Origin of the sequence: Paenibacillus sp. FSL F4-0087 (assembly GCF_038020215.1) — a bacterium.
GTDB lineage: Bacteria > Bacillota > Bacilli > Paenibacillales > Paenibacillaceae > Paenibacillus > Paenibacillus taichungensis.
The window spans coordinates 190,224-205,222 of record NZ_JBBODJ010000001.1; the positions used below are offsets into that span (position 1 = coordinate 190,224).

Below are 14,999 nucleotides of genomic sequence, written 5' to 3' on the forward strand. Positions count from 1 at the left end.
ATATACGTTCAGATTGTTCATTCGTTGCTGTCCTGCTGAAACAATGAACGTCTTCCATACACCGGCGCTTCTTCAGAAGTGGTGGAAAACGCCCGCTGGACCCGTACACAACTTCCTTGACGCAGCCCTGTTTCCATTAACTGTTGTGTGTTCTGTGGCGAGAACCACAACCCTTCCGGAAATTTGGCTTCAAGGATGTACTGAATGCCCTCTCCCGGTGCCTGACCGAAAATACGGACCCCCAGCAATGTCTTCAGATGTTCAATAGTACATTCATCCGGGACCTCGATGTCGAACCACTCGCCTTCCTCCCGGCCGGAATACACGGTAAGAATCAAAATAATCCCTCCCATGGTCTCATATGTAAATTGTCCTAGTGTCAAATTAAATCAAAATAATGCAGATGAAACGCTATTCCATCCCTATTTTCTTACATAAACACCCTGTTTGCAATGTGCAACCTGTAATTTTGTTACATATGACCCACGTATATATTAAAATATCGTCCATTCGACTCAGAACTTTCGAGGCAGTAGTCACGTTAATTATTGCAAGGATGCGAAACAATGCGTGTTTCTTCCATATAAATGGGAGCTGCGAATTGATTTTTCGGGACTTTTTAATGCTTCGCCCACAATTGAATTGTGAACACTTTTCAAACATTGCTCACCTTTATGTTTTCATAAGCTGATTTTAAGGTAATTTTAAGCATTGGAATTTAATATAACCAGTAAGAAATAACTCTCGTGAGGTGATTTCTAGTGAGAACACTAATAACTTTTCAAAACAAATCAATCCCTGTATATTTCAATCAAGAAAACAAACAACCTGTACAAAAGACACTACGATTGCTTAGCAGTGCACTTGAGAACAAGATTAGCAATGGTAAACGTGCTTTACAGAAATGTCTGCAATCTTTGATTAGTATCGAGATTGTCGGTGGTGAAGCCATTCTTCACAGCCGTAGCGAAAATGACTCCCTCGCCTTATCGCTTTATTAAGATGAGTCAGTTGTTTAATTCAACATGGAAACTGCGAATTCATTCATTCGCGAACATAAGGAAAAGGAAGCTTGCCGCTAAGGACAAGCTTCCTTTTTTTGTGTACCTCATCTCTTTTATCTATTTCTAATGCAATCGGCTGACGACATAAGCATTTTCATGTTCTTCTTCCATCTCGGCCTTTTGGATTCGAATGACAAACAACCGAACCAGATTATCACGCGTATTTTCTTCCTGACAAGTATTCAGCTTTCTCAGAATGAAACGGTCAATGGACATGAAGTTCAGGCCCCTTTACCTATTGGATTTACGGATCTGTTCTGCCCGTGTATCCATAAATAACCAGATTACAGGTATACCAAACAGCTTATTCACACCATTTCCTCGCCTGTTTTTCAAACGTGTAAAAACATGCAAAAGGCCGCCTCATCAAGTATGTGGCGGACTCTGCGCAATCTTTGTCACTCTTTCTCGAACCCTAGCTGATTATAAAACAGAACGTTTTCTAATCCATGTTCACTGTCGAATTATTGAACTCCGGGATATTCCCGATATTGATGCTGAATGCTGATCCAGCGAGTCCGTGTGAACTTTTCAATCGCCCAATCGCCACCGAAACGACCAATACCCGATGATTTCTCACCACCAAACATCACATGCGCCTCATCGTTCACGGATTGATCATTTACATGCACCATGCCCGATTCAATCTGCTGGGCAACTTGATACCCTCTCTCCAGATTTCCGGTGAATACGGAGCCGCTCAATCCATAAGGCGTATCATTCGCCAAACGCACGGCCTCCTGCTCATCCTTCGCTTTCATTAATACCGCGACAGGTCCAAACAGTTCCTGTTGCACAATATGCTGCTCCGGTTTCACATCTGCGAGTATGGTCGGCTCCAGCACACTGCCTTTGCTAGTACCGCCCAGCAGCAATCTTGCTCCTTCTGCCTTGGCTCCCTTAATCAAGTCCAGCAGGCGCTCCACTTCCTTCTCACGAATGAGCGGACCTACCAGCGTTTGGGAATCCGAAGGATCACCTGCCTGAATTTTTTTCGTTTTGGCGACAAAGGATTCCACAAACTTATCGTAAATATCAGCATGCACAATAATACGATTAAGTGCCATACAGATTTGCCCCTGATGCAGGAATTTACCGAACACCGCAGACTCTGCAGCACGTTCGATATCCGCATCTTCCAGGACAACCATCGCATTGTTCCCACCAAGTTCAAGCGCAGTTTCTTTCAAATGCTCACCTGCGAGTTTACCGATGCCCTGCCCCACCTCTGTGGAGCCAGTAAAGGAAATGACTTTGGGTACCGGATGCGCTACAAAATAATCCCCAATCTCACTCCCGCTTCCAGCAACCACATTCAGTACACCTTCAGGCAATCCAGCCTGCTCAAAAAGATCAGCAATAAGCCAACCAGCCGTAATCGGCGTATCGGACGCAGGCTTAATAACGACTCCATTACCCAGAGCAATAGCCGGAGCTACGGAACGCAGACACAGGTGCAAAGGAAAATTCCAAGGGCCGATCACGCCGATAACTCCCTTGGGCTCACACAAAACTCGATTCTCTTTCCCAGGTGTATTTGAGGGCAGAATCTCCCCCTTCATCCGATAAGGGAACGAAGCTGCTTCATCCACAATCCGTTTCGCAGAAGCAAACTCCGCCTCCGCCTTGATGCGTGTGCTCCCGGACTCCGTAATAAGCAGTTTTACAATTTCCTCTTTGCGCTCTACCATTAGAGCCGAAACTTTGCGGAGTACACCTTCTTTTACCGCTGGCAGGGATTTCTTCCATTCCATCAAACTCTTTTGAGCCGCCTCATATGCCTGATCTATATCTTCCTTGTTCGAGGATCGCCAGGTTGCGATGACCTCTCCCGTATACGGATTTTTATTTTCCACTGTTTTCTCGCCGGAGCCTTCTACCCATTCGCCATTAATAAATTGTTTCGTCCATGTTGTATGTTCTGTCTCCATTAAAGTCATCTGAATAACGCCTCCCAATCAAGATTGAATATCTCACCTCAAAACGGTGTAGTAGTTCATTAACCTTGTTAAGGATTGCGCAAACGTGAAGAACAGATGAAATCCTTGCATCCTCAGAAGGGAAGATGCTTCTCAAAGCCTAATAGATTAATCTAAATTTGCATTTATTCAACTACTGGGAACCGTTCTCTCCAAATAGAGTCAAGTCCTCCCAACCATAAGCAACCTCTAACAGATCTTGACCCCCAATTCGGATTTGCTGTGTTTGGACAGGGATTCCGCCCATTTTTTCATAGAAACGACAGGCTGAATTTTGCTCCAGTGCCCAGATCAACAAGTTTCTCATGTCCAGGGAATGGAGATAACGAACGACGTGTTTCGCCAGCTGCTGGCCGATACCCGTTTGTTGTACTTCTTTCAGTAAATAAATAGCAAACAACTCAGCATCGTAAGGCAATTTGCCTTCACGTTCCTTTCCACCGCAGGCGAATCCGACAATTTTCCCATCTTCCTGCTCAGCCACCACCAGAATCTGATCCTTTTCGCCAGAACGGATATTTCGTTCCCATTGGGACAACCTTGATTCTGTAGTCAGATTGTCCAAAAAATCATCCGGCACGATCCCTCGATATGTTGTCTTCCAACTCTCTGTATGTACATGGGCTACGGCTTCCGCATCCCCTTCACGCGCTGGTCTGATTTGCATGTTATTACTCCCTTTCTCTCGGCCTAGCCGTGACTTTACAATCCCCTTCATCAGATAAATCCGGCCCTAGGGCCGGATCGTTACTTGTGTGCCGACTGACACTTTGGAAGAAAGGTCCAGCACATCCGAGTTATACATGCGTATGCATCCATGAGAAACGGACTTGCCAATGGATGAAGGATCATTGGTTCCATGAATCCCATAATGCGGCGCGGACAACCCCATCCAAAGAACGCCAAATGGACCTCCAGGGTTCTCTTGTTTGTTAATAATCGTAAACACGCCGTTAGGCGTCTGCGTGAGCACCTTGCCTATAGCGACAGGATAGCCCTTAACCACCTGTGAGCCATCCAAAAGATATAACATATGATCCGACAGGTCCACGATGATGCTGTAATCTGGCATGATGGCATCCCTCCTGATCTATCCTATGCAGGATATAGAGGGATGCCCACCCGGTCTCAGGCCTCTTCCCAGTCTTTTGTACTGCGGACATGTTTCGGTTTGCGTGAACTGACGGGTTTGCTTGAAGCGGTCCGTCTTTTGGATGCGGCCTCTTCCTTGCGCTGCTGAAATTTCAGTTCCTTTTGCATTTTCAAGTAGTTGCCCAGCCTTTTTTCATCCAACGAACCTTCCTGAATAGCCTCCTTCACGGCGCAACCGGCTTCCCGGGTATGCGTGCAATCCTGAAACCTGCATTCCGTTGCAAGCTGCTCAATTTCACCAAAGGCATGTGACAAACCATCCTGACCTTCATCCCACAGATTGAGTTCACGCATTCCCGGCGTGTCAATCAATACTGCTCCCTGCGGCAGTACAAATATTTCCCGATGAGTGGTCGTATGTCGTCCGCGGCTGTCGTCCTCACGAACGGCCTGCGTGAGCTGTACACTTTCGCCCATCATCCAGTTGACCAGGGTAGACTTGCCACTACCGGAAGAACCCGTCAAGGCAACCGTTGTGCCTGGAGACAGAAATTTTTCAAGTAAAGCTTTGCCATGACCCTGAACAGCCGATATTGCCAACACTTCTATTCCAGGAGCAATGCCTTCCACCAGCGAAATTTGTTCTTCCACATTCTCGCTCAGATCACTTTTGCTTAGAATGATGACAGGTCTGACTCCACCATTCCAGGCCATCATAATGTATCTTTCGAGCCGTCTCAGATTAAAATCATGATTAAGAGCGGCAACAATCAGCAATGTATCCACATTCGCCGCAATCAATTGCTCTTTGGTCACTGGACCAGCGGCTTGTCTGGATACCCTGCTCTGACGTGGCACAATGCTGTGAATGATGGCTTCTTCTCCAGCTTGCCCTGTAACAGCGACCCAATCCCCAACGGCTGGTACAATGCCAGTCTCCTCATGATCATGACGCATTCGTCCCGATACCCGCCCCCAGCATTCTCCCTCAGCCGTAATCAGGCGAAGCAATTGCCCGTGATCCGCAATAATTCTTGCTGGTTTTCTTAATTGTTCTTCCATACCCGTCTGCTGCCACAACTCCTGCCACTTTGTAGACCAGCCGTATTTCTCCATCGTGTTATTCAAAATAAAAATTCCTCCCGATAAATGGTGTGTTATCCTTCATTGACATTGACAACAATCAACAATGAACGCTCCGGTCCGGCATCAAAACCAAATAAGCCACGATCGGCAATACACCCGCGGAAACAAGAAGTTAGCCGAATACATGATTGTTTTCATGGCATTCATATCAGAAGCATCTTTACGCCAATCCGATACTCGTTATCCAGAAACAACCCATTTTTGGCATACAAAAAGCCACGGGTACGTCACCCGTGGCTTCATCTGTGCATGTTATTCTGTGTTACGTACATATGGACAATATTGCGAACAATACTGCCCAACTGCCGTAAAAAATTACATGCATTGATCCGTTCCGGAGACGCTGTTCATATTCAAATTAACGTATACTGCCATTAGATTTGTCATTTAACATCGCCTCCCTTGTAGAATTATCCATCATGTTACACAGCTTCAACCGCTTTTGTCAAGTTTAATTATTTTTCAATTATTTCACTTGATCCCATTTTGTCCACATTTCCTTCGGATTCAATTCATAGATCCCATCTTCCCGGTACATGAACTGGTGCATGATAAACTCCCGACGAATAGTGGCAAAATCCTCATGATAGTTTTGAATGAATGCATTGATCTCTTTCTCCGTATATTTCCGTCCGAATTCCAGCTGCTCCACCAAATGACCCAGTACAATCAGCTTTTTCTTATATTGAGCCGGGATCTGACGCAATCGTCCATCCTTCGAGAAGAAATTCCGCATTACAGATGCCTTCAGCGTCTCATTCACATCACTCATATCGGCAACCTCCTCTTGTCTAAAAATAAAATCAACTGAAGCCTGCGCGTGCTCCCGGATAAAATAGGGATTGAGCGAGAAAAACACCGTATTTTTCTCTCTGCGTTCCTTGATTAGCGCTGCTTCTCTTAGCTTGGATGCATGATGTGTAACGGTTGGCTGAGACAAGTTAAGCTTCTCGGCAAGCGCTTGACCATGCAGTTCTCCCTGGGATAACAGCAGCAGCATCCGAAGTCGAGTCGGATCAGCCAAGGCTTTATGGTAAGCCACAATCTTCTCCAGTTGCATTTCGTTCAACCCACTTTCATTAGATGATCATCTAATTTGATATTAATCTTTTCCCTTTCTTAAGTCAATTCCCCAGGATCAAGATCAATTCTTTACGTCCGTATCCTTCTTGAACTGGCATTAAACCCATATTTACGGTAGGATTATAGTGCTTGAAATAAGGAGGATTAAGAACATGGAAGATGTCATTATTATCGGCGGAGGCCCATGCGGTCTATCTGCTGCCATTGAATGCGAGCGGCTGGGACTGTCCGCTGTAATTGTTGAGAAGTACAATATCGTCCAATCTATTTATCTGTATCCAACCCATATGCAGTTTTTCAGTACAGCGGAATTGCTTGAGATCGGGAATGTTCCATTCAGCACACCGAACGACAAACCTTTTCGTTACGAGGCACTCGCCTATTATCGCAAGGTAGCCGAACATTTCGGCCTGCGTGTTCATAACTATGAAGAAGCCCAAGAAATCAAACGTAAAGACGATGGCACGTTCGAGGTACATACGGTCAATCGTCGTGGGCAGACAATCGTTCATAAAGGACGAAATGTCGTTGTTGCTACAGGTTATTTTGACCACCCTAACTATCTTGGCATCCCTGGCGAAGACAAGGATAAAGTCACTCATTATTTCCGTGAAGCTCATCCTTACACACGCACACGTGTCGCCATTATTGGAGGCAGTAATTCAGCTGTCGATGCTGCCATGGAACTGGTTCGTGTCGGTGCACATATTGACATGGTTTATCGTGGGAGCGGTGTTTCGGAACATATTAAACCATGGGTTCGTCCATTGTTCGAAAGCATGGTGCAAAAAGGCAAAATTTCACTGCACCTTGGCTCACGTGTAAATGAAATTTTGGATGATTCCATTCGTTTGCTCCATTCTGATGGCTCCACAAGTGAACTCGACAATGACTTTGTGCTGGCCTTGACCGGTTTCCGTCCTGATCGCAAGCTGCTTTCTTCGGTAGGTGTGGAGATGTCTGAGGATATGGATAAACCCGTATATGACCCACAGACAATGGAGAGTAGTGTACCTGGCGTATACGTTGGTGGAGTAATCGCTTCAGGCCGTAATGCCAATGAAGTGTTTATTGAATCCGGGCGCTGGCATGGAAGATATATTGCAGAACATATTGTAGGTCGTCATCGCGGGCAGACCGAAGGGGAATGAAATCGATGGATATGACCTCACTGCTGTTGCTCGTGTTTGCCGCGCTAGGTATTATCAGCAGTAATACACCCGTAACCGTAGCCATGGTATTTCTGTTGCTGCTGCGGGTGCTGAACCTTAATCAGGCTTTTCCGTGGCTGGAAAAGTATGGACTTACAATCGGTATCATCGTCCTGACCATTGGTGTTATGGCACCACTCGCCAGCGGCAAAATCAGTTTGCAGACGATTGGAGAGTCTTTTCTGCACTGGAAATCGCTGCTCGCCATTGGTGTAGGATTACTTGTCGCCCATCTGGGAGGACGAGGAGCTACGCTAATGAGTACACAGCCAACCGTCGTTGCAGGGCTGCTTATTGGTACGGTGCTTGGGGTTGCCTTGTTCAAAGGTGTACCGGTTGGTCCCCTGATTGCAGCAGGAATTTTATCCTTACTGCTCGGAAAATCATGATCAAAGTTGGGACTTGACATCCTTCTGCGGACTGGCTGTTTTTCCCACCGTTGTATGATATACTTCTATTCATGCAATTCAAGCACCCAAGTCCATAGCAGAGAAATCAATTTGATGATCCATCATACAAAAGGAAATTGATTCATCTCGCAACTATTAATGGCCGCAGGAGGATTCAGGAACCCATGTCACGTCAGTTTGTTACAGAAGCCGTGATGGTGGCAATTTACGGTCAATTACTCGCGCCGCCGGCGCCTGTTGAATATATTGTTCCTTACACCACCATCCTGGAGTTATATGAATTTCAGACCAGCCCTGACCCTTTGATGGATAATCCGGCGGATGACCAGCATGTGAAATCCAAGATTAATGAAATGATTTCTTATTTTGAAGAACCGTTGAATAAGAAAAAAATAGAGCGTGCCCTGGCTGTTCCCTGGGCCAAAAGTCCGTCCATTTTGTTCGGTGACCAGGTCTCCATCGCCATTATTAATGCGGTTGATACCGCACAATATGGTGAATATTTTGATCCCATTGAGACCGAGCTGCTTCTCACTTCACAGCGCCTGGATACCCCTATACTTACCGATCAGGTCGAATTGATCGCACGTATTATTGAATCGGCATCTCCCGTGCAGGTCTTCGATATTGACGATTTTGATTTTGCGATGGATGATGAAGAACCGCTTGATCAAGTCTAGTTAGGCCAGGAACTGCTGATTCACGAGAGTGATTATCCTACTCATGGACATTGGTCCATTTAGATTGTGATTTCCACAACAAAGAAGAAGCCTTCCGGGCAGGAAAGGCTTCTTCTTTGTTCCGTTTATTCTATTTCGAAAGACCTCAGCAGCAAGCGGCTAAGATCATTCAGCCTGGGCAATGACTTGAGATCAAAAAACTTCAGCCCGGCCTCGCTATTTACTCGTGATTCTACGAGCGAATCCTGAACAATTTGTGCCCTGAACATGGCAATCACAAAATATTCTTCATCCCCACTGGCATGCAAATGTCTCAGATTCGGACCGGAATGCAAACCTTCAAGTATCATATGATTGGTGGTCCACCCCGTCTCTTCCCACAGTTCCCTGTGCGCGGTGTCCTCAATGGCTTCTCCCGGGCGCATCTGTCCCGCAGGAATACGCCAATGTCCGTGTTCAGCATGCTGGATCAGCAATAATTCACCTTGTTCATTCTCGGCCCGAACCGCCGCCTTAACAACAATATGAGAGCGATTCGCGATATACTGGGCCAAATCTCGGGCTGGCGGATTCATGTCGTATCTCCTCCTGTTCGAAAATCGGTGCGACCGGTGATGAGCCATTCTATATACGCAGAGATATTACGTTAAATCTCGGTGTAGCGATATTCGATATCCTGTCCTTCTTCAACAACATCTACATGAAGTTGATGACCTTTCAGATACCAGTAATCATGATCTTCCATAAAAAATTGGATACCCGATACCTTCGTTTGATCAGCAGGATGTCTCGGTTCCTCCACGGCGATTCCGAGGGAGAAGCCAGGATGAAGACCTCCGCCGGAGCTATAACGGGCGAAGAATCGAATGCTGTCTCCTTCGTTCAAATTCAGTTCTTCCTTATACCAGCGAGCAGCGCGGTCAGATACATGTATGGTACTCATTTGGTGTCAGCTCCTTCTCTATATATATGTTCCATCATATCGCTACAGTGGCCTGATTACAAACCTCAACCACCCCAAATACGCAAAAAAAGTTCATTTACTTGTCATAATTCCATCACATTGCGCTGCATCTTCTGTTTTGGAAAAACGTTTGACAGATTGTAAAACTCGGTGTTAAGATGCAAACATACGAGATCTACATGCAATTTATTACCAAAAAAGAAAGGGTGGTTACGGTGTTTAACAATGACGATCTACATCAATTCAGCATACAACTAAATACCGGAGCACCCATGAAATCGTTATTCCGTTCATAAGACCGCATCACAGAAGCCTCTACTCAGGTTTGCTGTTTTGTACTCTCACAATTGAACTTTATCTACGGTGGTGGCTCTGCTCTCGGAGCCATGCTGCCGTATGAATGATACCCAAGACATACCGCCTGCGTGCGGTATGTCTTTTTTTGTGGGCTCAAATGGCTGAACATGAACGGAACATGCATTTCACGAACTCGAAAGGAAGGGATACCACTTGTTCTCTGTACTTAAAAATCTGGCCTGGTTTTTCCGGCTGGAACGCAAACGATACCTCATTGGTGTCACCTTGCTTATTATGGTGGGCATCATTGAACTGCTGCCACCTCGTCTTCTGGGCAATGCCATTGACGAGATTGTACGCGGTTCCATCACCGGCGCCTCACTCACACGTTACATTTTACTTATTCTAGGATCGGTCATCATTATCTATTTGACAACGTACATATGGATGCACAAACTGTTTGGCGGTGCCAATCTGGTTGAACGCTTGCTGCGGTCACGCTTTATGGACCATTTGCTGCGAATGACCCCGCCCTTTTTTGAGAAAAACAGAACCGGCGATCTGATGGCGCGTGCCACAAATGATCTTCGTTCCATTGCTACCACAGCAGGCTTCGGCATGCTGACGTTAACCGACTCCACTGCTTTTCTGGCAACCGTATTATTCGCCATGGGTTTTCTGGTTAGCTGGAAACTGACCCTGGCCGCAATTCTGCCTCTGCCTTTTATCGCCATCGCCATGATGATCTATGGTAAAGCTGTCCATCAACGATACACACTGGCACAGGATGCATTCGGGGATATGAACGATCAGGTGCTTGAGTCTATTGCCGGCATTCGAGTTGTGCGTGCCTATGTTCAGGAACGTCTGGACGAGAAAAGGTTCGCTGATGTCACTGAAGATGTGTACCGCAAAAATCTGGCCGTTGCCAAGATGGATGCACTGTTCGAACCTACCATCCGGTTATGTGTCGGACTCAGTTATGTGATTGCACTTGCCTACGGCATTTATCTTGTTTTTCATAATGAAATTACCCTTGGGGATCTCGTATCGTTCAATATGTACCTGGGGATGATGATCTGGCCAATGTTTGCGATTGGCGAGTTGATTAACCTGATGCAGCGTGGTAGTGCCTCACTCGATCGTGTTAACGAGACGCTATCTGTAGAACCTGCCGTGAAAGATGTTGAGCAGCCTGCTCATATTACTAATCCTGAAGAAATCGCCATGCAGGATGTTACCTTCCGTTATCCTAGTTCTACTGTAGACAATCTAAGTCATGTCAGCTTTTCACTTCGACGCGGGCAGACACTGGGGATCGTGGGACGTACAGGTAGCGGGAAATCCACCCTGCTCAAACAATTGCTTCATGAATACCCGGCCGGATCGGGTAAGTTAAGCATCTCCGGTCATCCGATTCAGGATATCGCCAAAGATGACCTGCACAGCTGGATTGGATATGTTCCACAGGAACAGGTGCTGTTCTCCAAATCAGTCCGTCAGAACATTCAATTCGGTAAGCCTGGTGCTGATGATAATGTAATTATGGAAGCGATTCGGACCGCAGCCTTTGACGGAGATCTGGGCACTTTATCCGATGGTCTGGACACACTCGTTGGTGAAAAAGGAATTGCGCTGTCCGGTGGACAGAAACAGCGTGTATCGCTGGCGCGTGCCTTTATCGCCGATCCAGACATTTTGATTTTGGATGATGCTTTATCCGCCGTCGATGCAAGAACCGAAGCTAAAATTATCGAAAATATACGCAACAAACGCTCGGGCAAAACTACGCTGATCTCGACTCACCGCCTGTCCGCTATTGAACACGCAGACCGAATCATCGTACTGGAGCACGGGAAAATAACGGAAGAAGGAACCCATCAGGAACTGCTTGCTATGAACGGCTGGTACCGTGAACAGTATGAACGGCAGCAGGTGGAGTCTAATTTGTCCACGTAGGAGGTTAACGCTTTGAAGTCTAATACAGGCAAACGGCTGCTTCAATATGCCCTAAAAGCCAAAGGCACGTTTATTGCCGCTTTAATTATGCTTACGATTGGAGTTGCCGCCGAGCTTGCCGGCCCTTTCATCGCCAAGTCCATGATCGACAATCATTTGCTTGCTATTGAGCAGCCTTTCTATGAGACTACTGCTTCTAGCGAAGCAGCGGTCTACAATGGAAAGAACTACAAACGTGAAGGCCGGTTTGAACCGGAAGAAACGAAAGGTACCGAAGTACGCGTACTGCAAGCCGGTAGAAGTTTTTATTTTGTAAATGAACCCGTTAGTGCCCCCGATGGGGATCGAACATACGCGGACGGAACACTGACGGTTACACGCGCAGGCGAAGTGACGGGTCAATATGCGGCGGTGCCTTTATCCGCTGGTGAACTCTTTGCCTTTTACAAACCGGAAATGCCAAGCATCTATCAGCTGATTGTGTATTACATGATCTTCCTTGTCATCTCAGTCATTATGGAGTTTGGTAAAACATACTGGTTACAATCATCTGCCAACAAAGTCATTCAAAGACTCCGTAACGATGTGTATGCACACATCCAGCGATTGCCCGTACATTTTTTCGACAACCTGCCCGCAGGTAAAGTGGTCTCCCGGGTCACCAACGATACCGAAGCCGTCAAGGATCTGTTCGTTGCCGTTCTGTCGAACTTTTTCTCTGGCATCATTACGATTACTGGAGTGTACGTTGCGCTCTTCCTGCTGGATTTCCGCCTCGGATTGATCTCGCTGTTCGTTGTACCGATGCTGGTTCTGTGGATTGTGCTTTATCGTAAAATTGCAACTCGGTACAACACGATCATTCGTTCACGTCTGAGTGAAATTAATGCGATTATTAACGAGTCCATTCAGGGGATGTCCATTATCCGGGTATTCCGTCATCAGAAACAGACCAAGCAGGAATTCGAGGATCTGAATGATGATTATATGAAACACCAGAACAAAATGCTCAACCTGAACGCTTTCACCTCACACAACCTGGTTAACGTGCTGCGGAATATGGCTTTTGCGGTTGTCCTGTGGTACTTCGGCTCTAGTGTGCTGGACGGCACGAGTATCATCTCGCTTGGTGTACTGTATGCATTCGTTGACGTTCTCGGACGTTTGTTCCAGCCAATTACAGGTATGGTGAACCAACTCGCGAACCTGGACTCCTCTATGGTATCCGCCGGACGTGTATTTGAACTGATGGATGAGAAAGGTGAACCGGTAACCGATGGCTCGATGCCGAGGTACAAAGGAAATGTTGTGTTTGACGATGTATCTTTTGCCTATAAAAAAGATTATGTGCTAAACAACATCTCGTTTAAAGCCTCACAAGGTCAAACGGTCGCCCTGGTGGGCCATACCGGTTCCGGTAAAAGCTCGATCATCAACCTGCTGTTCCGGTTCTATGATCCACAGAAGGGCAAGATCACGATTGACGGTCAGAACGTGAAGGATCTGCCTAAACAGTGGATTCGCGAACATATGGGCATTGTACTGCAAGATCCGTACCTATTCACGGGTACCGTTGCTTCCAATGTCAGTCTCGGGGATGAGCAGATTACTCGTGCACAGATTGAACAGGCGCTGCGCGATGTAGGTGCTGAGCGAATCCTCGCCCATCTACCGCAAGGATTCGACGAGCCGGTTATCGAAAAAGGAAGCACATTATCTGCCGGACAACGGCAATTGATCTCCTTTGCTCGTGCACTGGCATTCGATCCAGCCATTCTGATTCTCGATGAAGCTACGGCGAACATTGATACGGAAACGGAAGCATTAATTCAAAATGCGCTCGAAGTCCTCAAAAAAGGACGGACCACTTTCATCATCGCCCACCGTCTGTCCACCATTCGTTCAGCAGACCAGATTCTGGTCCTGCATCGCGGACGGATCGTTGAACAAGGTGCACATGATGAATTGATGGAACTGAAAGGTCGCTATTATCAGATGTATCAGCTACAGCAAGGTGCTCAAACAGCACCGGATACGAATGGAAACAACCCAATAGGCGAGGCCATTCGAACCACTTCCTCCTTTGCTGGAGGCGGCGTGTAAGTAAACCGGGAATAAATGCAGATATACTTCAACAAATAACCGATATGCCCGCGGACCTCTTGGTCTGTAGGCATATCGGTTTTATTTTGTCCATGACCCAAAATCCGAAAGAAGGTTGGTTGCTCTATCTACTTTTCTGGTCCCACTTCACTTTTCTCCGCTCTTATTTATTTTTTCTTGATCTTACCTTTTCTCAATTAACTCAGATTTGATCCATATAAACTTCCTACGTGTATCACTCCTTCTGATTTCCTCTTATTGACAATGGAAACATCTCTCTGTATTATACATACCAACGGTCGGTATCTAAAATATAAGGAGGTTATTATGGCCAGAAACAAGCACCCTGAACAGACGGTACAACAGATTCTGAACGTCGCTGCGCAGTTGTTCACAGATAAAGGATTTGAAAAAACAAGTATTCAGGACATCATTGTTACCCTCGGCATGTCCAAGGGTGCTGTGTACCATCACTTTAGATCCAAAGAGGAAATACTGGACGCGGTCATGGAACAACAGTTCAACTATTCCGCTCAAATGCTGGATCAATTAGTTACAAATACAACGACCACACCAGCACGAGAGAAGTTAATTCAGATTTTGGAGTATGTCGTTTCTGATCAACAGGCCCATTCCCTGGATCACGTACTTCGAACCCAGATCAAAAATCCAGTGTTCATTGTACGAGGGATTCAACAGGCGGTGCGGATTGATGCCCCGGTGATTGCAGCGATTTTGCGTGAAGGCATTACAGATGGATCTATTCAAACCGAAGATCCCGAAGCTTGTGCAGAAGTATTCATGATGCTGGTCAATATATGGATTAATCCAACACTGTTCGGCCGCAATTCAAGCGAAACAAAGCAACGTCTTTATTTTTTACAGCGGTTGATGAACATGCTTGGTGCCGATATTGTGAGTGAATCACTAATTAAACGTATTCTAGACCAACATGCTGCGATGGATGCTTATCCTATTCTGGATGAAGACGATGACAGAAATGAGGGATAA

The 14,999-nt window shown here is 46.2% G+C and carries 16 protein-coding genes; 7 read left to right on the plus strand and 9 right to left on the minus strand.

The genetic code is table 11. The annotated features are described in order from the left end of the window. Positions 1-17 precede the first annotated feature (17 nt). Complete coding sequence (locus tag MHB84_RS00945; protein ID WP_053783884.1) at positions 18-338, minus strand: hypothetical protein; 321 nt, start codon at positions 336-338, stop codon at positions 18-20. A gap of 423 nt (positions 339-761) precedes the next feature. Here MHB84_RS00945 and MHB84_RS00950 point away from each other — a divergent pair, with 423 nt between their 5' ends. Beyond that, on the plus strand, positions 762-1,001 hold the full coding sequence (locus tag MHB84_RS00950; RefSeq protein WP_063566326.1) for a hypothetical protein: 240 nt from the start codon (positions 762-764) through the stop codon (positions 999-1,001). Between the two features lie 126 nt (positions 1,002-1,127). Here the strand turns inward: MHB84_RS00950 and MHB84_RS00955 are convergent, their stop codons facing one another. From MHB84_RS00955 to MHB84_RS00980, 6 genes are all read right to left on the minus strand, one after another. Next, positions 1,128-1,280, minus strand: coding sequence for a hypothetical protein (locus MHB84_RS00955; RefSeq protein WP_170867771.1), 153 nt, complete (start codon positions 1,278-1,280; stop codon positions 1,128-1,130). Between the two features lie 248 nt (positions 1,281-1,528). Next, on the minus strand, positions 1,529-3,004 hold the full coding sequence (locus MHB84_RS00960) for an aldehyde dehydrogenase family protein (RefSeq protein WP_076289571.1): 1,476 nt from the start codon (positions 3,002-3,004) through the stop codon (positions 1,529-1,531). Between the two features lie 172 nt (positions 3,005-3,176). Next, positions 3,177-3,710 carry a GNAT family N-acetyltransferase gene (locus MHB84_RS00965; RefSeq protein WP_076289570.1) on the minus strand — a complete coding sequence of 178 codons (534 nt, stop codon included), beginning with the start codon at positions 3,708-3,710 and terminating at the stop codon, positions 3,177-3,179. Positions 3,711-3,776: 66 nt separating this feature from the next. Continuing rightward, positions 3,777-4,115, minus strand: coding sequence for a L,D-transpeptidase (locus MHB84_RS00970; RefSeq protein WP_076289569.1), 339 nt, complete (start codon positions 4,113-4,115; stop codon positions 3,777-3,779). 56 nt (positions 4,116-4,171) lie between these two features. After that, the gene (gene rsgA / locus MHB84_RS00975; RefSeq protein WP_256716830.1) at positions 4,172-5,263 is read right to left on the minus strand and encodes a ribosome small subunit-dependent GTPase A; all 1,092 of its coding nucleotides are present in this window, start codon (positions 5,261-5,263) and stop codon (positions 4,172-4,174) included. Positions 5,264-5,747: 484 nt separating this feature from the next. Beyond that, positions 5,748-6,341 carry a DUF2087 domain-containing protein gene (locus MHB84_RS00980; protein WP_076289568.1) on the minus strand — a complete coding sequence of 198 codons (594 nt, stop codon included), beginning with the start codon at positions 6,339-6,341 and terminating at the stop codon, positions 5,748-5,750. A gap of 175 nt (positions 6,342-6,516) precedes the next feature. Here MHB84_RS00980 and MHB84_RS00985 point away from each other — a divergent pair, with 175 nt between their 5' ends. The 3 genes from MHB84_RS00985 (at position 6,517) to MHB84_RS00995 (ending at position 8,665) form a co-directional block, all read left to right on the plus strand. After that, positions 6,517-7,515: a YpdA family putative bacillithiol disulfide reductase gene (locus MHB84_RS00985; RefSeq protein ID WP_076289567.1), complete on the plus strand. Its 999-nt coding sequence runs from the start codon at positions 6,517-6,519 to the stop codon at positions 7,513-7,515. Positions 7,516-7,520: 5 nt separating this feature from the next. Next, positions 7,521-7,964, plus strand: coding sequence for a DUF441 domain-containing protein (locus MHB84_RS00990; protein WP_076289566.1), 444 nt, complete (start codon positions 7,521-7,523; stop codon positions 7,962-7,964). Between the two features lie 185 nt (positions 7,965-8,149). Then, positions 8,150-8,665 (plus strand): hypothetical protein, encoded by a 516-nt coding sequence (locus MHB84_RS00995; RefSeq protein WP_063566333.1) that lies wholly within the window; start codon positions 8,150-8,152, stop codon positions 8,663-8,665. Positions 8,666-8,790: 125 nt separating this feature from the next. On the opposite strand, the gene MHB84_RS01000 is transcribed toward MHB84_RS00995, so the two are convergent. Both MHB84_RS01000 and MHB84_RS01005 read right to left on the minus strand, forming a co-directional pair. Continuing rightward, the gene (locus MHB84_RS01000; protein WP_076289565.1) at positions 8,791-9,240 is read right to left on the minus strand and encodes an NUDIX domain-containing protein; all 450 of its coding nucleotides are present in this window, start codon (positions 9,238-9,240) and stop codon (positions 8,791-8,793) included. A 71-nt stretch (positions 9,241-9,311) separates the two neighbouring features. Beyond that, positions 9,312-9,608 (minus strand): HesB/YadR/YfhF family protein, encoded by a 297-nt coding sequence (locus tag MHB84_RS01005; protein WP_024630313.1) that lies wholly within the window; start codon positions 9,606-9,608, stop codon positions 9,312-9,314. Positions 9,609-10,139: 531 nt separating this feature from the next. On the opposite strand from MHB84_RS01005, the gene MHB84_RS01010 reads away from it, so the two are divergent. The 3 genes from MHB84_RS01010 (at position 10,140) to MHB84_RS01020 (ending at position 14,999) form a co-directional block, all read left to right on the plus strand. Further along, positions 10,140-11,885 carry an ABC transporter ATP-binding protein gene (locus MHB84_RS01010; protein ID WP_076289564.1) on the plus strand — a complete coding sequence of 582 codons (1,746 nt, stop codon included), beginning with the start codon at positions 10,140-10,142 and terminating at the stop codon, positions 11,883-11,885. A gap of 12 nt (positions 11,886-11,897) precedes the next feature. Beyond that, positions 11,898-13,988, plus strand: a complete 2,091-nt coding sequence (locus tag MHB84_RS01015; RefSeq protein WP_076289563.1) for an ABC transporter ATP-binding protein — start codon at positions 11,898-11,900, stop codon at positions 13,986-13,988. A 327-nt stretch (positions 13,989-14,315) separates the two neighbouring features. After that, positions 14,316-14,999 (plus strand): TetR/AcrR family transcriptional regulator, encoded by a 684-nt coding sequence (locus MHB84_RS01020; RefSeq protein ID WP_076289562.1) that lies wholly within the window; start codon positions 14,316-14,318, stop codon positions 14,997-14,999.

Bases quoted from the DNA above. Each gene is read 5' to 3' on its own strand.
- MHB84_RS00955 (WP_170867771.1), bottom strand. From the start codon at position 1,280: ATGTCCATTGACCGTTTCATTCTGAGAAAGCTGAATACTTGTCAGGAA.
- MHB84_RS00960 (WP_076289571.1), bottom strand. From the start codon at position 3,004: ATGACTTTAATGGAGACAGAACATACAACATGGACGAAACAATTTATT.
- MHB84_RS00965 (WP_076289570.1), bottom strand. From the start codon at position 3,710: ATGCAAATCAGACCAGCGCGTGAAGGGGATGCGGAAGCCGTAGCCCAT.
- MHB84_RS00970 (WP_076289569.1), bottom strand. From the start codon at position 4,115: ATGCCAGATTACAGCATCATCGTGGACCTGTCGGATCATATGTTATAT.
- MHB84_RS00980 (WP_076289568.1), bottom strand. From the start codon at position 6,341: ATGCAACTGGAGAAGATTGTGGCTTACCATAAAGCCTTGGCTGATCCG.
- MHB84_RS00985 (WP_076289567.1), top strand. From the start codon at position 6,517: ATGGAAGATGTCATTATTATCGGCGGAGGCCCATGCGGTCTATCTGCT.
- MHB84_RS00990 (WP_076289566.1), top strand. From the start codon at position 7,521: ATGGATATGACCTCACTGCTGTTGCTCGTGTTTGCCGCGCTAGGTATT.
- MHB84_RS00995 (WP_063566333.1), top strand. From the start codon at position 8,150: ATGTCACGTCAGTTTGTTACAGAAGCCGTGATGGTGGCAATTTACGGT.
- MHB84_RS01000 (WP_076289565.1), bottom strand. From the start codon at position 9,240: ATGAATCCGCCAGCCCGAGATTTGGCCCAGTATATCGCGAATCGCTCT.
- MHB84_RS01005 (WP_024630313.1), bottom strand. From the start codon at position 9,608: ATGAGTACCATACATGTATCTGACCGCGCTGCTCGCTGGTATAAGGAA.
- MHB84_RS01020 (WP_076289562.1), top strand. From the start codon at position 14,316: ATGGCCAGAAACAAGCACCCTGAACAGACGGTACAACAGATTCTGAAC.